Origin of the sequence: Labedaea rhizosphaerae, assembly GCF_004362825.1 — a bacterium.
In the GTDB taxonomy this organism is placed as follows: Bacteria; Actinomycetota; Actinomycetes; order Mycobacteriales; family Pseudonocardiaceae; genus Labedaea; species Labedaea rhizosphaerae.
In genome coordinates, this window is record NZ_SNXZ01000003.1 from 132433 (window position 1) to 152103 (window position 19671).

The window sequence follows — 19671 nt, forward strand, 5'->3', positions numbered from 1 at the left end:
CCGTTCACGCCGCACCCACCGCGGCCGTGGCCCACCTCAGCACCGGCTGACCGGACGGGTTGAGCCGGATCAGCTGGCTCGTCGCCCACGCGTCGTTCCGTTCGGTGAAATCAGTGCGCACGTGACATCCCCTCGACTCCTCGCGGGCCGCCGCGGCCGCGATCAACGCCCGCGCCGCCAGGGTCAGCGCCGCGTCCTCGACCTCCGCGCGGGTCCGCAGTGGAGTGTCCACTGCGGACACGTCCAGCACCGACCCGACCACCGCCAGCCCCTCGGCGTCGCGGCCGATGGCGGCGTAGCGGCTCATCACTCGCTGCAGCGTGTCCCGGTCGGCGACCGGGACCACGGGCAGCTCCGGCACCGCGGCCGACCACGGGTCGGCGAGCACACCCAGCGCCAGGTCCGCCGCGACGGCCTCCGCCGCGTTGGTGCCCATCACGAGGCCTTCGAGCAAACTGTTGGACGCCAACCGGTTCGCGCCGTGCAGGCCGCTGCGGGCCACCTCGCCCGCCGCGTACAGTCCGGTCACCGCGGTCCGCCCGGCCACGGTGGCCTTGACGCCACCGCACGCGAAGTGCGCGGCGGGCGCCACCGGGATCGGGTCGGTCGACGGGTCGACGCCGATCTCCTGGCACGCCGCGTACACCGTGGGGAACCGGCCGCGGAACGCCTCGCGCGACAGGTGCGTGGCGTCCAGGAACACGTGGTCGTCGATGGCGCCCGGCTCCTCGAGCAGCCGCCGGATGATCGCCCCGGCCACCACGTCGCGCGGCGCGAGGTCTTCCAGCGGGTGCACGCCGGTCATCACGCGCTGACCCGCGCCGTCGACCAGCACCGCGCCCTCGCCGCGCACGGCCTCGGTCACCAGCGGGCAGCGCCCGCGCGCGCCCCGGCCGGTGTAGAGCACGGTCGGGTGGAACTGCACGAACTCCAGGTCCTCGGCCAGCGCCCCGGCCCGCAGCGCCAGCGCCAGCCCGTCACCGGTCGCGACCTCGGGGTTCGACGTCGCCTGGTACAGCTGGCCGAGCCCGCCGGTGGCCAGCAGGACAGCCGGCGCCGAGATCAGCCCGGGCACACCGGACGCGTCCAGGACCAGCAGCCCGCCGACCGCGCCGAGCGGCGTGCGGGCCGCCTCGACCGCGATGTGGTTCTCCAGCATGGGCACCCGGCCGTCACGCGCCGACGCGACCAGCGCGCGCTCCACTTCGGCGCCGGTGGCGTCGCCCCCGGCGTGCACGACGCGGAAGGTCCGGTGCCCGCCCTCGCGGCCGCGGGCGAGCCCGCCGCCGGTCGCGGCCGGGTCGAACCGCGCTCCCCTGCGGCGCAGGTCGGCCACCACAGCCGGTCCCGCGGAGACGATGGCGCGCACCGCGTCCGGATCGCACAGCCCGGCACCCGCGGTGAGCGTGTCCTGGGCGTGCGCCTCGACGGTGTCGCCCTCGTCGTGGTCGCCTGGCAGCACGACGGCGACCCCGCCCTGCGCGAACCGCGTGTTGCCGTCGTCGACGGCGAGCTTGGTGACCACCAGGGTGCGCAGGCCCAGCTCACGGGCGTGCAGCGCGGCGGTCAGCCCGGCGACACCGGTGCCGACCACCACCAGGTCGGCCCGCGCCTGCCAGCAGGGGCTCGTCATTCGCCACCGCCAGGCTTGCCGATCTCGATCATGCGCTGCACCGCGCCCCGAGCGCGTGCGGCGATGTCGGCGTCCACGTGCACCTCGTCGCGGCCTTCCCGCAGCGACCGCAGCAGAGCGGCCGGGGTGATCATCTTCATGTACCGGCAGGACGCGCGGTCGTTCACAGCGCGGAAGTCGATGCCCGGCGCGGCCTTGCGCAGCTGGTGCAGCATGCCGATCTCGGTGGCCACCAGCACCGTGCTCGCCTTGGTGGCGCGGGCCTGGGTGACCATGTCGCCGGTGGACAGGATCTTGACCTTGTCGGCCGGCACCGCACCTTCACCGGCCAGGTAGAGCGCGGAGGTCGCGCAGCCGCACTCGGGGTGGATGAAGAGGTCGGCGTCCGGGTTGTCGGCCGCGCGCTGGGCCAGCTCGGGGCCGTTGATGCCGGCGTGGACGTGGCACTCGCCCGCCCAGATGTGCAGGTTCGCCCGCCCGGTGACCCGCTTGACGTGCGCGCCGAGGAACTGGTCGGGCAGGAACAGCACCTCCTTGTCCGCCGGGATCGACGCCACGACGTCGACCGCGTTCGACGAGGTGCAGCAGATGTCGGTCTCCGCCTTCACCGCGGCCGTGGTGTTCACGTACGACACGACCACCGCGCCGGGGTGCTCGGCCTTCCAGGCCCGCAGCTCGTCGGCGGTGATCGAGTCGGCAAGCGAGCAGCCGGCCCGCGCGTCGGGGATCAGGACCCGCTTGTCCGGGCTGAGGATCTTCGCGGTCTCGGCCATGAAGTGCACGCCGCAGAAGATGATCGTCGCGGCGTCGCTCTCGGCGGCGATCCGGGACAGGGCCAGGGAGTCGCCGGTGTGGTCGGCGATGTCCTGGATCTCGGGTAGCTGGTAGTTGTGGGCGAGCAGGACCGCGTCCTGCTGTCGCGCCAGCTCAAGAACTTCGTCGCGCCACGCTTGGTCCGGCTCGACGCCGGTCAGCGGCGTCAGGTCGAGCGTCCCCGTCATCGTGTTCCTCCTCGAACCGCGGGTCCTGTTTCCGGTTGCGAGGTTTTCGCCTTACAATCGAAAACATGCGCGATGCTACCACCGAACCCACCCCGTTGGCCCACGAAGTAGTGGCCGCGGTGCTGCAGGTGCGAGCGGGATCACTGCGGGTCATGCTCTGGGAGCGCGCGCTGGAACCGCACGCACACCGGTGGTCACTGCCCGGCGGGCAACTCGGCCGGGGCGAGGACATCGAGGCCTCGATCCGCCGCCAGCTCGCGGAGAAGGTCGACATCCGGCAGCTCGCGCACGTGGAGCAGCTCGCCGTGTTCAGCGCGCCCGACCGGGTCCCGGGGCCGCGGGTGGTGGCGACGGCCTTCCTCGGGCTGGTGCGCTCGGACGCCGACCCCGCGGTGCCGCCGGACACCGACTGGTTCCCGGTCGACGACCTGCCGGTCACCGCGTTCGACCACGGCGCCATCGTGCTCCGAGCAAGGGACCGGTTGCGGGCCAAGCTGTCCTACACCAACATCGGCTTCGCGCTCGCTCCCCCGGCGTTCACGATGTCGGAGCTGCGTGGCATCTATTCCGCTGCTTTGGGGTACTCCGTCTCCGCGACCAACCTGCAGCGCGTGCTCGCCCGGCGCGGCCTGCTCGAATCGACGGGAGACACCACCAAGCCCGGCCGCTCCGGCGGCCGACCGGCGACGCTGTTCCGGTTCACCAACACCGGAATGCAGGTCACCGATCCATTCGCCGTGCTGCGTCCACCCGGCCGGCGCTGAGCCAGCGAGGCTTGCCCGGAAGCCGTAGCGTTGTGTCTCGTGGCCGAGTCGCTTCCGTTGTTTCCGCTGCAGACGGTGCTTCTGCCGGGAGCGCACTTGCCCTTGCACATCTTCGAGCCGCGCTACCGCCAGCTCACCGCCGACCTGATCAAAGGCACGGTGCCGGAGCGGCGCTTCGGGGTCATCGGGCTGACGCCGTCGGCGGAGGTGGAGATCGAGCGGGTCGAGCAGTTGCAGCCCGTGGGTTGCGCGAGCCTGCTGCGGGAGGCGAAGAGCCTGCCGGACGGGCGGTTCGACGTGGTGACCACGGGCGAGCGCCGGTTCCGGCTGCTGGACCTCGACACGTCGGCGGCGCCGTACCTGGTGGGCAGCGTCGAGTGGCTGGAGGACGAGGACATCAGCGCCGCGCCCGCGGACAAGGTGGCCCTGCTGTGCGAGTCGGCGCGGGCCGCGCACCGCCGCTACTGCGCGGTCGCGTGGCAGCCCGGTGAGTGGAAGGAACCGGAGACCGACGTCCCGCCCGACGAGCTGGCCTACGTGCTCGCCGCGGACTGCCTGCTGACCTTCGAGGACCGGCAGAAGCTGTTGGAGGACAACCGTCCCCTGCACCGGCTGCGCACCATCGGGCAGTTGCTGAGCCGGGAGGCCGGGATCATGTCCACCTTGCACGCGGTGCCCGCGCCGCCGCCGAAGTACCGGACGCCGTTCAGCCAGAACTGACGCGCACGAGGATGTCGGCCAGCTCTTCGGGTCGCGAGACGTGCGGGAAGTGGCCGCCGTCGACCTCGACCGGCTCGACCCCCAGGCGTTCCCGCGCGACCCGGGCCATCCACTCCGGCCGCAGGGTCCGGTCGTGGCGGGGCACCACCGCGGTCGACGGCCGGCGCGGTGGTGGCGGCGCGGCCTCGGCATACACGGCCTGGGGGTAGAACAGGCGCATCGTCGTCACGGCCCAGCGCAAAGTGGCCAGGTCGCAGTCGTGGAACCCGAAGTAGGCGGCGACGACCGGGTCCGTGGTGGACTCCGTGCCCGAGCTGCGCCATTCGTCGCCGACAAGCTCGGGCCCGTCCTGGGTGATCTGGTCGACGAAGCTCGACCCGCCCGCGAAGTCGGGCACCGGCGCGGCCAGCCACACCAGGTGACGCGCGTCGAGCGCGTCGGCGACCGCGGGCAGCAGCAGACCCGCACCCGAGTGCGCGACCACCACCGGCGTCTCGACATCGACCTGGTCGGCCGCGATGCGGGCGTAGTCGTGGGCGAGGAGCTCGGGTCGACCGGTCGGGAAGTCGACCGCGATCGCCCGGTGGCCCCGACCAGCGAGGGTGTCGATCAGGAGCTGCCAGCCGCGGGGTCCCTGTGAGGTGCCGTGCAGCAGCACGAAGTCCATGCGCCGAGCATGGCCCAGATCCGTTGCGGCGGGAGCCGGGTTCGCAGCGGGCTTAACCGAGCCTGCGGCCCAGGTCGTCGGAGTTGCTCCACGCGGCCAGGGCGCCGTAGACCAGCGCGGTGGTGAACGGCCACGCCACCACCACCCACGCCGAGTCGATCTTGGGTGCCAACGCGAACACGTCGCCGACCTTGGGCGCGCCCGGCACCGGGAACCGGCTCTGCCCGAACGACACCCCGATCTGCATGGCGAGCCAGGCCGCCACCAGGCCCCCGAGCACGGCCGCGACGAGGATCACCGGGCCGCGGCGCTCCCGCAGGAACCACACGGCGACCGCGGTCACGATGCCCGCGCCGAGGGCCAGCACGCCGAACACGGCGAGGTCGTCGAACGGGTGGTAGTCCTCCGAGGTCAACGGGAACCGCTGGGTTTGGCTGACCTGCCGGACCATCTGCGGCGGCGCGAGCCGCGACCAGAGCCAGCCGATCGCGATGCCGAAGATCGCGACCGTGGACAGCACGCTCACGGCGGGCAGCAGGTCGGGCTTGATCACCACGCGGGCCGGGACGTGCGGCGGCACGTACATCGGGTACGAGGGGTGCTGGGCCGGGGTGGCAGTGACCTGCGCGCCTGCCGTGGAGTCCGTGGAGTCAATCGAATCCGTCGACCGGTCCGCCACGACCGCCTCCCTCAGTCCTCGTCCGCCGGGCCACATGCCGGTCACTGGCGGTGAACGCGAGAGTAGTCGGTCCTGTCCGCCTAGCCGGACGCGACCTCGCCGTGCCTGCTGCACCGGGCGCTCCACCCGGTCGGCGTCACCTGCACCACCATCCGACGCGCGCAGTGCGCACAGTAACGAGGGGGCTCCATCGCGGCCCGGCGCGCGCCGACGCACCCGGCCAGGTCGTGCGCCGTGAGCTCCTGCCCGCAGAAGCCGCAGTAGACCTGCTCGTCCATCATTCGTCCATCAGAGGCTGTCGCTCAACGCCTTGACCGGCATGTTCAGCTCGTCCAGCATCTGCAGGTCACGCGCGGCGGGCCGGCCCAGGTTGGTCAGGTAGTTGCCGACGATGATCGCGTTGACGCCGCCGAGCATGCCCTGCTCGGTGCCGAGGTCGCCGAAGGTCAGCTCGCGGCCGCCGGAGAAGCGGATCAGCGGGCGCGGCATCGCCAGGCGGAACGCGGCGACCGTGCGCAGCGCGTCCTTGCCCTCGACGACGTCGTAGTTCTCGTACGGGGTGCCCGGCTGCGGGATGAGGAAGTTCATCGTGCACTCGTCCGGGCCCAGCTCGGCCAGCTGCGCGGCGAACTCCGCGCGCTGCTCGACGGTCTCCCCCATGCCGATGATGCCGCCGCAGCAGACCTCCATGCCCGCCGCGCGCACCATCCGCAGGGTCTCCCAGCGCTCCTCCCACGTGTGCGAGGTGACCACGTTCGGGAAGTGCGAGCGGGCCGTCTCGAGGTTGTGGTTGTAGCGGTGCACGCCCATCTCGACCAGCTCGTCGACCTGAGCTTGCGTGAGCATGCCGAGCGAGCAGGCGATCTGGATGTCGTTGCCGTCCTCGCGGATGGCCTTGATGCCCTCGCGCACCTGGGAGAGCAGCCGCTTGTCCGGGCCGCGCACGGCGGCGACGATGCAGAACTCGGTCGCGCCGGTCTCGCGGGTCTCCCGGGCCGAGCGGACCAGGCCGGGGATGTCGAGCCACGCCGAGCGCACCGGCGTCGGGAACCGGCCGGACTGCGAGCAGAAGTGGCAGTCCTCCGGGCAGCCGCCGGTCTTGAGGCTGATGATGCCCTCGACCTCGACTTCCGGGCCGCACCAACGCATCCGCACGGCGTGGGCGAGCTCGAGCAGTTCGGTGAGCCGGTCGTCGCCGAGCCGCAGCACCTCGAGGATCTGCTGTTCGCTGAGGCCTTCGCCGCGTTCGAGCACCTGCTCGCGGGCGATCGCGAGGATGTCGGTGTCGGTGCCGGTCGTCTCGACCCGCTCGGCTGCTGCGGTCACTGTTCCGCCTCCCCGGATTTGCATCCGCCGGTTACGTTCGATGCTCGGGGTCAGTGTGCATGACCGAACTCGAGTCCACAGCGAGCGAGATCACCCGTGGTGCTCGAGTTGGAAGGATTTGGCATCGAACTCGCCGCCGAGCGACGGTCCCAGGCCCTGGCGGGCGACGGCGAGGAACTCCTCGGGGCCGAGCGCGCCGCTACCCGCCGGCAAGGCGCCGACCAGGGGCACGCCCGCGACGTCGGGGATGTCGTCGAGGTTGCAGCGGGCGGCGAGGTCCGGCTCGGCGGGCCACGACCCGATCACCACGCCCGCGCACGCGATCCCCCTGCGGCCCAACGCCTCCGTGGTCAGCGCGACCGTGTTCAGCACGCCGAGCCCGGCCTGGGCCACGACCAGCACGGGCGCGGCGAGCGACCACGCGACGTCGGCGAGCGTGCCGCCGTCGCGGTCGAAGCGGACCAGCAGGCCGCCCGCGCCCTCGATCAGCACCTGGTCGTGGCCGGCAATCAGTTCGCTCGCCGCGGCGGCCACCTCGGACGGGCGCACGGCCGGCATCCCGGCCCGCAACGCGGCCGTGTCGGGGGCCAGCGGGTCGGGGAAGCGGCGCAGCTCCAGGGTGGTGACGTCGCCGGCCAGGGCCCGGACCTGCTGGAGGTCGCCTGCCTCGCCGGGCAGCACCCCGGTCTGCGCCGGCTTGAGCACGGCGACGCTGCGACCCGAGGCCGCGGCCAGTGCGGCCACGGCGGCGGTCACCACGGTCTTGCCGACGTCGGTCCCGGTGCCGGTGATCACGAGCACGCCCACGGTCGACCAGATTAGCCCCGCCACCTCGACCTTCGATCAGCAGCCGTCACCACGCTGTGCTGTGGTGGAAGAGAAGTACTAGTAGGGATTGTCCACGAGGTAGAGCTCACGCTCGGTCAGCGCGGGGCGCAGTTCGTCGGGCAGGTCGGGCAGGGACGCCCGTACCGACGTGCACATCAGGCGCCGCCAGCCCCGGTCGTCGTCCGACGCCGGCACGAGCAGCAGGATCGCCGCCGTGAGCAGACCGAGCGCCGGTAACGCCATGGTCACCACCATGCCGCCGTCCGCGCCGCTGGTCACGGCGTTGACCACCGGCCGGATCTGGGCGAGCCCGACGATGCCGAGGATCGTGGCAAGGCTGCTGGACAGCAGCGGGCGCGGGCGGCGGGCACGGTCCCGCGCGGCGTCGATGGCGTCGGCCGCGTCCGGGCCGTACTCCGCGATCCGCGCGGCCTCCCGGCGCCTGCGCTCGATGCGTTGCGCCACGATCACCAGCAGCAGGCCGCCCAGCGCGCCGATCGTGATCCCCAGCCCGGCCCGGCCGGGGAGCTCCGGGGTGCCGCGCACGCCGTAGACGACCAGGCCGCCCACGATCAACAGCACCGCGACGACCCGCAGCCGGCGCAGGTCGCCGGTGACCACCCACCCCGGCACCTTGCGCATCTGCGCGAAGCCGACCTTGCCCCGCTTGCGCCGGATCCTGGCCTCGGCACGGCTCGCCTGGTACTCCTCGGCCTCCTCGCGGCGCTGGCGCAGCCGGCGAACCGGGTCGCTGCGCACCGGCCGGATCACCACTGAAGGCATCAGCACCAGCAACCAGAGCGCCAGCAGCAACAAGGGCGTGCCAAGCAACAACCCGGCGAGCAGCCACGGGTGGCCGTCGTCGCGGGTGACGACCAGGGTGCCGGTGAGCAGGCGTTCCCTGGCCACCGGGACGGACTTGCCGACGTCCGGGCGGCCCAGGCCGTTGAGCCGCACCTGTTCGGAAGGCCCGTCGGCCCACGTGACCTTGCCGTGGCAGGTGGCCGTGCGGCCGTAGCCGTGCAGGCCGAAGATCGGCCCCTCGTCGCAGTCGGCGACCCGGATCGTGCCGCGCTGGGTCACCACGGAGCCGAGGTAGGTCACGTCGGTGCGGTGGTACACGGTCATGCCCGCGACCATGCTCAGCACGCCGATGGCGAGGAACACGATGACGGCGTCGCGCAGCGTCGTCAGCGCCTCGGCGGCCGGCTGCTTGCGCAGCAGGACGCGTCCGCCGCTGACGGCGGCGGCGAGCAGCATGGGGACCAGCAGCACGAGACCGAGCACCGGCACGGCGAGCGTCATCAGGATCGCGATCAGCAACCCGGCAACCGCCAGTCCCACCCCGACGCCCAGCAGCCACCTGTCCGTTCCGTCGACCTTGGTCCTGGCCTGGGTCACGGCGCCAAACACTAGCGCGGTGGTGAAGGGCCGCGTCCCGCGCTCCGCCTCGACACCCTCGATGCGCGGTCGAGTCAGGCGGTAGCAGCGGCGGCGACGACACCGCGGCAGATGGCCGCGACGTCTTCGTCGGTGCACACGTAGGGCGGCATGGTGTAGACCAGGTCGCGGAACGGGCGCAGCCACACACCGGCCTCGACGGCGGCCTTCGTGGCGGCCGCCATGTCCACCTCGTGATCCAGTTGCACGACGCCGATCGCGCCCAGCACCCGCACCTCACGAACCCCGGCGAGTTCCCTCGCGTGGGCTAGCCCGTCGGTCAGCCCGCGCTCGATCCGCTTCACCTCGTGCAGCCAGTCCTGGCCGAGCAGCAACCCGATCGACGCGTTGGCGACCGCGCACGCCAGCGGGTTGCCCATGAACGTCGGGCCGTGCGCGAGCACCGGCAGCTCGCCGCGGGAGATGCCGTCGGCGACCTGGCTGGTGCACACGGCGGCGGCGAGGCTGAGGTACCCGCCGGTGATGGCCTTGCCGACGCACATCACGTCCGGGCTGACGTTCGCGTGGTCGGCGGCGAACAACGCGCCGCTGCGGCCGAAGCCGGTGGCGATCTCGTCGAAGACCAGCAGCACGTCGTGCGTGGTGCAGAGCTCGCGCAGCACGTGCAGGTAGCGCGGGTCGTGGAAGCGCATGCCGCCCGCGCCCTGCACGACGGGTTCGACGATGACCGCGGCCAGTTCGTCGGCGTGGGTCTCGATCAGCTCGGCGAGGTGGGCGACGTAGTCGTGTTCGAGGTCCTTGGGCGGCGCGTCGGCGAAGACCTGCTCGGGCAGGACCCCGCGCCAGAGGCTGTGCATCCCGCCGTCCGGGTCGCAGACGCTCATGGGGTGGAACGTGTCGCCGTGGTAGCCGCCGCGCCAGGTCAGCATGCGGCGTTTGGCCGGCTTGCCCAGCGAGCGCCAGTACTGCAGGCACATCTTGATCGCGACCTCGACGGAGACCGAGCCGGAGTCGCACAGGAAGACGTGGCGCAGCGGCTCGGGCGTGATGTCGACGAGGGTCTTGGCCAGGCGCACGGCGGGCTCGTGGGTGAGACCGCCGAACATGACGTGGCTCATCCGGCCCGCCTGCTCGGTGAGCGCGGCGTCGAGGACCGGGTGGCGGTAGCCGTGGATGGCCGCCCACCAGGACGACATGCCGTCGACCAGCTCACGGCCGTCGTGCAGGGTCAGCCGGACCCCGCTCGCGGACGTGATCACCTGCGGCTCCACCGTCCCGGGCATCGGCCCGTACGGGTGCCAGACGTGCGCGCGGTCAAGCGCGATCAGCTCGCTCAGCTCCACGCGGCAGAGATTAGGCGTCGTCCACCTGTTCGTCCTCGAGCCGGTAGCGCTGGACGCGGGTGGTGATCAGCGTCGCGATCTCCTGCGCTTCGTCGATCGGGAAGAGCCACTCGCCGTCCTCGACCTCGATGCGCAGCGCCTCGCCCGCGGTGACCAGCACCTCGTCCTGCTCGCCGGTGACGTCGCGGCGCTGGTCGGCGCTGATCGTGATCACCTCGACCGAGGTGAACTCGTCGAACTCCGCGTAGGCGTAGAACGTCTCGCCGGGCCGCCGGCCCGCCATGACGAGGCTGCTCTCGTCGATGGTGAGGGTCATCCTGCGGTTGCGGCGTGCGTGGAACACGGCCTCCTCGTCATCCGCGAACTCGTCCTCTCCGCCGACTTGTCCGGCGATTGCCTCGTCACGGCGGCGGGTGATCAGCCGGGTCACGCCCTCGGCGTCGTCGACGGGGACGAACCAGGTGCCGCGGGTCATCCGGATGCGCACCGCGGCGCCCGGCGGGACGGTGATCTCGTCGCCGCTGCCGGTGACGTCGCGGCGCTCCTCGTTGAGCGACTTGGTCACCGTCACCGAGGTGACGCGGCCCAGGTCTTCGAACAGGTGGAAACCGTTGGCACCGGCGCGGTCCAGCACGACGTGGAACCGGTCGACGGACAGCGTGAGCCCGCGGTTGCCCCGCGCCCGCACCACGACCTGGTCGCCCGAGTCGATCAGCTCGTCGTCGATCGGCTCCCACAAGGTGCGCTGACCGACGCGGGCCAGCCACCACGGCAGCACGGCACCGACCACGGCGAGCGGCACCAGGCCCATCAGGACAATCTTCGAGTCGTCGGTGGTGACCGCCACCATGTTGGTGGGCACCAGGCCACCGACGATCCCGATCGCGGCGCCGACCTGGGCCGGGATGGCCGGGGACCGCTTGCGCCAGTACCGCCTGGCCAGGGCGTAGCCGAGGCCGATCAGCAGCAGCACGACGATCACCAGCACCGCGAGCCCGACGTCCTTCCACCCGTCGGCGGAGTCGAGGTACGCGAGGTACTGGGGCGTGACCGCCGCCGTGCACGCCAGCAGGAGGACCGGCATGAACAGGATGGCCGCGGTGAAGTAGAAGCCGGCGCGGCGCCTGCGGGTCTCGTGCGTCACCGGGCGATCGCCTCGGCTCGTTCACGGACCACGCGCAACAGCGGTCCCCAGTCCCCCTCGGTCACGCGGGGAACCCTAGCCGGTGCGCACCGGCAGGTTGGTCAATCCGCGCATCAGGGTGCTGTTGCGCCACACCAGCTCTTCGGGCTCGGCCGCGAGCGCCAGCCCGGGGAACCGGGCGATCAGCTTGCCCAGCGCGATCTGCCCCTCGAGCCGGGCCAGCGGCGCGCCCACGCAGTAGTGGATGCCGTGACCGAAGGCCATGTGGCCGCCGGCCGGGCGCGTGATGTCCAGCGTGTCCGGGTCGGCGAACTTCTCCGGGTCGCGGTTGGCCGACGACAACGCGACCATCACGAACTCCCCGGCCGGAATCTCTTGTCCACCAAGGGTTATCGGCTCGGCGGAGAAGCGGATCGTGGCGATGTTGACCGGGCCTTCCAGGCGCAGGATCTCCTCGACGGCGCCGGGCAGCAGGTCGGGGTGCGCGCGCAGCGCGGCGAGCTGGTCGGGGTTGCGCAGCAGGTGCAGCACACCGTTGCCGATCAGGTTCACCGTGGTCTCGTGCCCGGCGACCATCAGCAGGAACGCCATGCCGACGAGCTCTTCCTCCGACAGCCGGTCGCCGTCCTCGGTGGCCTCGACGAGCTCGGTGAGCAGGTCCTCGGTCGGCGTCGCCCGCTTGGACGCGACCAGCTTGGTCAGGTACTCGGCCATCTTCTGGGCCGCCTCGGGCACCCGCTCGCCCTGGTCGGAGGACAGCAGGATGTTCGACCACACGCGGAAATCGTCGCGTTCGTCCATCGGCACGCCGAGCAGCTCGCAGATCACCGTGATCGGCAGCGGGAAGGCCAGCGTGTCCAGCAGGTCGACGTTTTCCTTGCCCGCCATGGCATCCAGCAGCTCGTCGGTGATCTGCTCGATGCGTGGCTGCAGCCGCGCGACCGTGCGGCTGGTGAACGCCTTGTTCACCAGCTTGCGCAGCCGGCTGTGGTCCGGCGGGTCGGCGTTGAGCATGTGCGCCGACAGGCTCGCGTCGAACCCCGGGCGGGTCAGCCCCTTGTCCTCGGCCTGGCGTTGGGCGAGCTCGCGGATCCGCCCGGCGTTCTTGGCCAGGCGCGGGTCGGCGAGCGCGGCCCGCACGTCGTCGTAGCGGGTGACGAGCCAGGCGTCCAGCCCGCGCATCATGGTCACCTTGCGGACCGGCGCCTGGGCGCGGAGCAGTTCGTAGAGCTGGTGCGGGTTCTGGACGAAGGTCTCGTCGAGTTCGAGTGGTGCGCTGGCCCCCATCGCGATGGCTCCCCTCGAGCGTAAACGGCGTTAACTCGCTTCTTCCGACCGTACTCCCGGAGCCGGACCCGCCGCCACCGCCGCGCAGTCCCGCACGATGCGGCTGAACTCGGCGGCGCGGACCATCGGCAGGTAGTGCCCGGCGCGCGGCACGACGATCAGCCGGCCATCCCAGCAGACCCGGACGAACCGGCGCTCCCCCGCGCGGAAGTGGTCGTGTGCGCCGTTGACCAGCCACACCGGCCCCGGGTACGAGGCGAGGTCGGTCAACGGGTCGAACCGCGCGGCCTGCGCGAGCACCGACGGGATGACCTCGGTCGCGATGCCCGCGGCGATCACCGGTTCGGCCACCGCGGGCGGGAGCAGGCCACGGAACTGAGCCCGGCTCACCGCGTCGCCGCCGTCCCGCAACCGCGACAAAGCCTTGTGCGCCAGGAAGAACGCGGAGGTGAGGACCCGGCCGGGGACGGTCGTGGCACCGGACGCGACGAGCCCGGCCACCTTGTGCGGGTGCCGCGCGGCGGCCGCGATCGCGGCGTAGCCCCCGAGCGAGTGCCCGACGACCAGGGCGCGGCCGCCGACCTCGTCGATGGCGTCGACGACCGTGCGGATCGCGCCGGCCAGGGTGAACGGCTCGCCGCGCCGGGTGCCGTGTCCCGGCAGGTCGGGGGTGCGGATCGGCGTGGGGGACAACAGGTCCCGGTGCGGCGCCCACATGGCGCCGGAGACGCGGATGCCGTGGACGAAGACGATCGGCAGGTTCATGACGACTCCTCGAAATGCAACGCACCGTTGCGTTGTGTTTCGACCGTAGCGAAGCCTCCGGCCAAACGCAACGGTGCGTTGCGTTTAGGATGCGGGCATGAGCGCGGGACCCCGACGGACGCAAGAGATCTTCAAGGCGACGCTGGACCTGCTGGCCGAGCACGGCTACGACCGGCTGGCGATCGAGGCCGTCGCCGCCCGGGCGGAGGTCAACAAGACCACGATCTACCGCTGGTGGGCGTCGAAGGACGAACTGCTGGCGGCGGCGCTGGTGAACTCGTCGGTGCTGGAGTTCCCCATCCCCGACACCGGGAGCCTGCGCGGGGACCTGCTCGCGCTGGCCGGGGAGATCACCCGGCTGCTGACCAAGCCGCCGACCGCGCAGATCGCCGCGGCGACCCTGATCGCCACCCCGGGGCGGCCCGCGCTCGCCTCCGTGGCGGCGCAGTTTTTCATCGACCGGCGGGCCCGTGAGCACCCGGTGTTCGAGCGCGCGGTGGCCCGCGGCGAACTGGCCTCCGGCGCCGACCAGGCCATGATCATGGACATGCTCGCCGGCGCGTTGTGGTTCCGCGTGCTCGTCCAGTCCCAGCCGGCGCCCCGGCGCTATCTGGTGTCGCTTGTGGACAGTGTGCTGGCCGGGGTCAGCCCAGGCAGCCCGGACCGAGCAACGCCTTCAGGTCGCCCATCAGCGACGGCCCCGGGCTCACGCGCAGGGAGTCGTCCAGCTTCAGCGTGGTCACCCGCTGACCGTTGATCAGCTTCAGGTGCACCTCGGTGGTGCCCGGGTGTGCGCCCAGCACGTCCTTCAGCTGGGACACCAGCGGTGGCGTGCACTTGGTCGCCGACATCGACACGCGCATGGGAGCACCGGCGGTGTTCGACAGGTCCGGGATCGCCAAGTCGTTGACGATCAGCGAGATCCGGTCGTCGCGCTTGGCCACCCGGGCCTTGATCAGCACGATCGCGTCCTCCACGACGCTCATGCCGATCACCGCGAACGACTTCGGGAAGAACAGGACCTCGATGCCACCGTTGAGGTCCTCCAGCTGCGCCGTCGCCCACGGCTCGCCGTTGCGGTTCACCCGGCGGGCCACGTTGGACAGGATGCCGCCGATGGTGACCTGGGCCCCGTCGGAGATGCTGCCTTCGAGGATCGTGGCGATCGAGGTGTCCGACTGCGCGGTGAGGATGTGCTCGACGCCGTTGAGCGGGTGGCCGGACACGTAGAGGCCCAGCATCTCCCGCTCCATCGCGAGCTGGTGCTTGGGCTCCCAGAACTCGTCCGGGATCGGCACGTCGAAGACGCTGCCCAGGTCTTCCCCGCCGCCGGTGTCGTCGCCGCCGCCGAAGAGGTCGAACTGGCCGACCGCCTCGGCCTTCTTGGTGTCCATGATCGCGTCGATGGCGTCGACGTGGATCAGGTGCAGGCCCTTGCGCGGGTGCTTGAGCGAGTCGAAGGCGCCCGCCTTGATCAGGGACTCGACGACCTTCTTGTTGCAGGCGGCGGTGTCCACCTTGCGCAGGTAGTCGGAGAAGTCGGTGTACTCCCCCTTCTCCGTGCGCGCGTTGATGATCGAGTCGACCACGTTGTGGCCGACGTTGCGGATCGCGCCCAGGCCGAAGCGGATGTCCTCGCCGACCGGGGAGAACTCGCGCACGGACTCGTTGACGTCCGGCGGGAGCACCGTGATGCCCATCCGGCGGCACTCCGCGAGGTAGATCGCGGACTTGTCCTTGTTGTCGGAGTTCGTGGTGAGCAGCGCGGCCATGTACTCGGCCGGGTAGTTGGCCTTGAGGTAGGCCGTCCAGTACGCGACGAGGCCGTACGCGGCGGAGTGCGCCTTGTTGAACGCGTAGTCGGCGAACGGGACCAGGATGTCCCACAGGGTCTTGACCGCGGCCTCGGAGAAGCCGTTGTCCTTCATGCCCTTCGAGAAGTTGACGTACTCGGCGTCGAGGACTTCCTTCTTCTTCTTGCCCATCGCGCGGCGCAGCAAATCTGCTTGTGCCAGCGTGTACCCGGCCACCTTCTGCGCGATCGCCATGACCTGCTCCTGGTAGACGATCAGACCGTAGGTCGTGTCCAGGATGTCCTTGAGCGAGTCTTCGAGCTCAGGGTGGATCGGGGTGATCTCCTGCTGCCCGTTCTTGCGCAGCGCGTAGTTGGTGTGCGACTTCGCACCCATCGGACCCGGGCGGTACAGGGCGATGACGGCGGAGACGTCTTCGAAGTTGTCCGGGCGCATCAGGCGCAGCAGGTCGCGCAGCGCGCCACCATCGAGCTGGAACACGCCCAGGGTGTCGCCGCGGCCGAGCAGCTCGTAGGTGGCCTTGTCGTCGAGGCCCAGCGTCTCGAGGTCGGGCACCTGCTTGCCGTTGCGCTCGATGTTCTTGAGCGCGTCGTCGATGATCGTGAGGTTGGACAACCCCAGGAAGTCCATCTTCAGCAGGCCGAGCGACTCACACGTCGGGTAGTCGAACTGCGTGATGATCGAGCCGTCCTGCGGCCGGCGCCACAGCGGGATCGTCTCCATCAGCGGCTCGGCCGAGAGGATGACCGCGCACGCGTGCACGCCGGCGTTGCGGATCAGGCCCTCGAGCCCGCGCCCGGTGTCGATGATCTGCTTGACCTGCGGGTCGGACTCGTAGAGGGCCCGGATCTCCGTGGCCTCGGCGTAGCGCTTGTGCTTCGGGTCGAACAGGCTGTTGAGCGGGATGTCCTTGGCCATCACCGCGGGCGGGTACACCTTGGAGATCCGGTCGGCGACGGAGTAGCCGGGCTGACCGAACAGCACCCGGGCCGAGTCCTTGATCGCGGCCTTCGCCTTGATCGTGCCGAAGGTGATCACCTGCGCGACCTTCTCCGCACCCCACCGCTCGGTGGTGTAGCGGATGACGTCGCCACGCCTGCGCTCGTCGAAGTCGATGTCGATGTCGGGGGGCGACACGCGGTCCGGGTTGAGGAAACGTTCGAAGATCAGGCCGTGGGCCAGCGGGTCGAGGTCGGTGATGCCCATGGCGTAGGCGATCAGCGCGCCTGCCGCGGACCCGCGCCCGGGCCCCACGCGGATGCCGTTGCGCTTCGCCCAGCCGATGAGGTCGGCCACCACCAGGAAGTAGGCCGGGAAGCCCATCTGGGTGATGACGCCGATCTCGTACTCGACCTGCTGGCGGTGCCGCTCGTCGATGCCGTCGGGGAACCGGCGCTTCATGCCGGCCCAGACCTGCTCGCGGAAGTACTCGTCCTCGGTCTGGCCCTCGGGGATGGGGAAGCGCGGCATCAGGTTGCGCGGCTTGAACATGCCCTCGGGGTCGACCCGCTCGGCGATCAGCAGGGTGTTGCGGCACCCCTCCTGCCACGCGTCGGAGGAGTCGATCGCCCGCATGGCCTCGGGCGACTTGAGGTAGTACCCGGTCCCGTCGAACTTGAGCCGGTTCGGGTCCTGGATGGTCTTGCCGGTCTGGACGCACAGCAGGGCGTCGTGGGCCTCGCGCTCGTGCTCGAACGTGTAGTGCGAGTCGTTGGTGACCACGAACGGCAGGTCGAGCTTGCGGGCGATGTCGACGAGGCCGTCGCGGACCCGGGTCTCGATCTCGATCCCGTGGTCCATCAGCTCGACGAAGAAGTTGCCCGGGCCGTAGATGTCCCGCCAGGCCGCGGCGGCCTCGAGCGCCTCCTTCTCGTGGCCGAGCCGAAGGCGCGTCTGCACCTCGCCGGACGGGCAGCCGGTGGTGGCCATCAGGCCCGCGGCGTGCTCGGTGATGATCTCCCGGTCCATCCGCGGGTACTTGGAGACCTGCCCCTCCATCGACGCGCGGCTGGAGAGCGTCATCAGGTTGCGCAGGCCCTCGGCGTTGCGCGCCCAGATCGTCTGGTGGGTGTAGTAGCCACCGCCGGCCACGTCGTCACCGCGCTGGCTCGGGTCACCCCAGCGCACGCGGTCCTTGACGTGGCGCGAGCCCGGCGCGACGTAGGCCTCGATGCCGAGGATCGGCTTGATGCCCGCGCTCGTCGCGCTCTTGAAGAAGTCGTAGATGCCGTTGGTGTGCCCGTGGTCGGTGATCGCCACGGCGTTCATGCCGAGCCGGTCGGCCTCGGCGAACATGTCCTTGAGCTTGGCCGCTCCGTCGAGCATCGAGTACTCGGTGTGCACGTGCAGATGAGCGAAGGAGTCAGCCACGACCAGTCACCCTAAACGCCCCTCGCGCGCGAGCGGTGCACCACCATCGATTGGCCGAAAATCCGCTGCTCGGGCCACATCGGCGTGTCGCGGGTGAGGGGTGGTGCGCGCGCATGCCCGAGGTCTACACCGCCCCACCGACAATTTTGAGAGGCTGGCGTCGTGCGCTTCGAACCGATCAGTCCGGCGGCGTTGGCCGACCGGGTCGCCGAAGCGGTGGCCGCGCGCGGCGGCCGGGTCCGGGTGATCATCGACGGCCCCGAGCCGGCCGAGCCGGGGGTGCTCGCCGACGCGATCGCCGACCGGCTGCGGGTGCTCGGCCGGGCGCCGGTGCGGGTGCGTGCCGTGGATTACCTGCGCCCGGCGTCGCTGCGGTTCGAGCGCGGCCGGACCGACCCGGACGCCCGCTACGACGACTGGCTCGACACCGGTGCGCTTCGCCGCGAGGTGCTGGCGGCGGGCGATCGGGTCCTGCCCGCGTTGTGGGATGCCGAGACCGACCGGTCGGTGCGCGCGGCCTACGTCGACGTGCCCGGCGACGGCGTCGTGCTGCTCGACGGCGCCCTGCTGCTGGGGCGCGACCTGCCCGCCGAACTGACCGTTCACCTCGCGATGTCGGCGGCGGCGTTGCGCAGGCGGGGCGTCCCGGACTGGGAGCTGCCCGCGTTCGCGCGCTACGAACGGGAAGTCGATCCCCTGCACGCGGCCGGCATCGGGGTCCGGTGCGACGACCCGAAGCGGCCGGCGGTGCTGGCCCGCAGCGACGACATGATCACCGAGCGGTGATCCGGTGCTCCGCTCGGGTGGCGGTGTGCGGCAACGTCGTGGCTTCTGCCGCAGTGATCAGGGCGACGGGGTAGCGTGCGAGCCGTGGTCGCGACCGATCCCGTCGATGCTCGCCTGCTCGGCATGCTTGCCGAGATGGGCCGGGCCGCCGTGCACGAGCTCGCCGCCCGGGTGGGCATGGACCCCCGCGAGGTGGCGTCCCGGCTCGTGGCGCTGTCCGGCTCCGGCTTGCCGCTGCTCGTGGGCGTCGAGTGCGACCCGAACGGGATCCGCAACGCGCTGATGGCGGCGCAGCCGATGAACCAGGGCGGCTGGTCGCCGCAGCAACAGCAGGGATACCCGCAGCCGCAGCAGTTCCCGAACGCGATGCAGCCGATGCAGCAGGGCGTGCCGTCGGGTGGCTTCCCCGGTCCGTACCAGCAGCAGCCGCAGCAGGGTTATGGCCCGCCGCAAGGCAGTGGCCCCTACCAGATGGGCCCGCCGTCCGGGCCGCAGCAGGCTTTGCCTGCCCCCAACAACTTCCAGCGCAGCGGTCCGCCCAGCCAGCCGTTCCCGGTGGCGCCCGGCCCCGCGAGCCAGCCCTTCCCGCCGCCGAACACCGGCGGCGGCGAGGCGTTCAGCACGTGGGGTCCCCCGCAGACGTCGTCGTGGGCGCGCGGCGATCAGCCGCCGAACACCGGCGGTCCCGACCTGACCCAGCCCACGGTCCGCTCGACCGCGCGCATCGGCCCGGTCGGGTCCACGCTGGAGACCGACGGCCTGGAGGGCGAGCAGCTCGCGATCAAGGTCGTCGAGGTCGTGGACCCGGCGGACTACCTGTTCACCGCGGCCGGGTACCGGCTGCAGGAGGGTGAGCGGTCGGTCGTCGTGCACACCGAGGTGCGCAACCGCGGGACCACGACGTTCTCGTCGTTGCCGGACCTCTACCTCGTGCTGGTGACCGCCGACGGCCGGTCGATCAGCAAGGCGCCGGTGTCGTTGTCGTCGCGTCCGCCGCACCGCATCGGTGTCGCGCCAGGGGAAACCGCCGGTGGGCACACGGTCTACGTGCTGCCGGAGGAGACCAACATCGCGTCCGTGCGGTGGAGCCCGCGCCCGGACGACGAGAAGCGCGCGCTGAACTGGAACATCACCAACTAGTCC

Annotated in this window: 18 protein-coding genes; 5 read left to right on the top strand and 13 right to left on the bottom strand. The window is 71.3% G+C overall.

Annotation, left to right across the window (positions count from 1 at the left end):
- Positions 1–4: 4 nt before the first annotated feature.
- On the bottom strand, positions 5–1633 hold the full coding sequence (locus EV186_RS17580; RefSeq protein WP_133850424.1) for an L-aspartate oxidase: 1629 nt from the start codon (positions 1631–1633) through the stop codon (positions 5–7).
- On the bottom strand, positions 1630–2634 hold the full coding sequence (gene nadA, locus EV186_RS17585; RefSeq protein ID WP_133850425.1) for a quinolinate synthase NadA: 1005 nt from the start codon (positions 2632–2634) through the stop codon (positions 1630–1632). Before nadA ends, EV186_RS17580 begins: the two co-directional genes overlap by 4 nt.
- 65 nt (positions 2635–2699) lie before the next feature.
- Between nadA and EV186_RS17590 the strand changes: the two genes are divergently transcribed.
- Together EV186_RS17590 and EV186_RS17595 are read left to right on the top strand one after the other, a co-directional pair.
- Positions 2700–3398: an NUDIX hydrolase gene (locus EV186_RS17590; protein WP_208115666.1), complete on the top strand. Its 699-nt coding sequence runs from the start codon at positions 2700–2702 to the stop codon at positions 3396–3398.
- 39 nt (positions 3399–3437) lie between these two features.
- Complete coding sequence (locus EV186_RS17595; protein WP_133850426.1) at positions 3438–4118, top strand: LON peptidase substrate-binding domain-containing protein; 681 nt, start codon at positions 3438–3440, stop codon at positions 4116–4118.
- Here the strand turns inward: EV186_RS17595 and EV186_RS17600 are convergent.
- The 10 genes from EV186_RS17600 to EV186_RS17645 form a co-directional block, all read right to left on the bottom strand.
- Positions 4105–4785 (bottom strand): alpha/beta fold hydrolase, encoded by a 681-nt coding sequence (locus EV186_RS17600; protein ID WP_133850427.1) that lies wholly within the window; start codon positions 4783–4785, stop codon positions 4105–4107. The two genes, EV186_RS17595 and EV186_RS17600, sit on opposite strands and share 14 nt — an antisense overlap.
- 52 nt (positions 4786–4837) lie before the next feature.
- A complete protein-coding gene (locus tag EV186_RS17605; RefSeq protein WP_243754111.1) occupies positions 4838–5464 on the bottom strand; it encodes a DUF2567 domain-containing protein in 627 nt (208 codons plus the stop codon).
- An 80-nt stretch (positions 5465–5544) separates the two neighbouring features.
- Complete coding sequence (bsaP, locus tag EV186_RS17610) at positions 5545–5742, bottom strand: biotin synthase auxiliary protein BsaP (RefSeq protein WP_133851309.1); 198 nt, start codon at positions 5740–5742, stop codon at positions 5545–5547.
- 10 nt (positions 5743–5752) lie between these two features.
- On the bottom strand, positions 5753–6790 hold the full coding sequence (gene bioB / locus EV186_RS17615) for a biotin synthase BioB (RefSeq protein ID WP_243754112.1): 1038 nt from the start codon (positions 6788–6790) through the stop codon (positions 5753–5755).
- Positions 6791–6880: 90 nt separating this feature from the next.
- The gene (gene bioD / locus EV186_RS17620; RefSeq protein WP_133850429.1) at positions 6881–7597 is read right to left on the bottom strand and encodes a dethiobiotin synthase; all 717 of its coding nucleotides are present in this window, start codon (positions 7595–7597) and stop codon (positions 6881–6883) included.
- 78 nt (positions 7598–7675) lie between these two features.
- Entirely contained in the window at positions 7676–9019 is a 1344-nt protein-coding gene (locus EV186_RS17625) for a DUF6346 domain-containing protein (protein ID WP_133850430.1), read from the bottom strand.
- Positions 9020–9093: 74 nt separating this feature from the next.
- Complete coding sequence (locus tag EV186_RS17630) at positions 9094–10362, bottom strand: adenosylmethionine--8-amino-7-oxononanoate transaminase (RefSeq protein WP_208115667.1); 1269 nt, start codon at positions 10360–10362, stop codon at positions 9094–9096.
- 10 nt (positions 10363–10372) lie between these two features.
- The gene (locus EV186_RS17635) at positions 10373–11506 is read right to left on the bottom strand and encodes a hypothetical protein (RefSeq protein ID WP_133850431.1); all 1134 of its coding nucleotides are present in this window, start codon (positions 11504–11506) and stop codon (positions 10373–10375) included.
- 75 nt (positions 11507–11581) lie between these two features.
- Positions 11582–12793, bottom strand: coding sequence for a cytochrome P450 family protein (locus tag EV186_RS17640; protein WP_133850432.1), 1212 nt, complete (start codon positions 12791–12793; stop codon positions 11582–11584).
- A 30-nt stretch (positions 12794–12823) separates the two neighbouring features.
- Positions 12824–13558, bottom strand: a complete 735-nt coding sequence (locus EV186_RS17645) for an alpha/beta fold hydrolase (RefSeq protein WP_133850433.1) — start codon at positions 13556–13558, stop codon at positions 12824–12826.
- 97 nt (positions 13559–13655) lie between these two features.
- Here EV186_RS17645 and EV186_RS17650 point away from each other — a divergent pair, with 97 nt between their 5' ends.
- Positions 13656–14315: a TetR/AcrR family transcriptional regulator gene (locus EV186_RS17650; protein WP_133850434.1), complete on the top strand. Its 660-nt coding sequence runs from the start codon at positions 13656–13658 to the stop codon at positions 14313–14315.
- Here the strand turns inward: EV186_RS17650 and dnaE are convergent.
- Entirely contained in the window at positions 14203–17742 is a 3540-nt protein-coding gene (gene dnaE / locus EV186_RS17655) for a DNA polymerase III subunit alpha (RefSeq protein WP_133850435.1), read from the bottom strand. The genes EV186_RS17650 and dnaE overlap by 113 nt on opposite strands.
- A gap of 162 nt (positions 17743–17904) precedes the next feature.
- Between dnaE and EV186_RS17660 the strand changes: the two genes are divergently transcribed.
- Both EV186_RS17660 and EV186_RS17665 read left to right on the top strand, forming a co-directional pair.
- A complete protein-coding gene (locus EV186_RS17660) occupies positions 17905–18528 on the top strand; it encodes a nucleoside/nucleotide kinase family protein (RefSeq protein WP_133850436.1) in 624 nt (207 codons plus the stop codon).
- Positions 18529–18612: 84 nt separating this feature from the next.
- Entirely contained in the window at positions 18613–19668 is a 1056-nt protein-coding gene (locus EV186_RS17665) for an AsnC family protein (protein WP_133850437.1), read from the top strand.
- The last annotated feature ends 3 nt before the right edge of the window (positions 19669–19671 follow it).

Coding starts and splice junctions, on each gene's coding strand:
- EV186_RS17650 (WP_133850434.1), top strand. CDS start 13,656: ATGAGCGCGGGACCCCGACGGACGCAAGAGATCTTCAAGGCGACGCTG.
- nadA (WP_133850425.1), bottom strand. CDS start 2,634: ATGACGGGGACGCTCGACCTGACGCCGCTGACCGGCGTCGAGCCGGAC.
- EV186_RS17580 (WP_133850424.1), bottom strand. CDS start 1,633: ATGACGAGCCCCTGCTGGCAGGCGCGGGCCGACCTGGTGGTGGTCGGC.
- bsaP (WP_133851309.1), bottom strand. CDS start 5,742: ATGGACGAGCAGGTCTACTGCGGCTTCTGCGGGCAGGAGCTCACGGCG.
- EV186_RS17645 (WP_133850433.1), bottom strand. CDS start 13,558: ATGAACCTGCCGATCGTCTTCGTCCACGGCATCCGCGTCTCCGGCGCC.
- EV186_RS17600 (WP_133850427.1), bottom strand. CDS start 4,785: ATGGACTTCGTGCTGCTGCACGGCACCTCACAGGGACCCCGCGGCTGG.
- EV186_RS17640 (WP_133850432.1), bottom strand. CDS start 12,793: ATGGGGGCCAGCGCACCACTCGAACTCGACGAGACCTTCGTCCAGAAC.
- EV186_RS17590 (WP_208115666.1), top strand. CDS start 2,700: ATGCGCGATGCTACCACCGAACCCACCCCGTTGGCCCACGAAGTAGTG.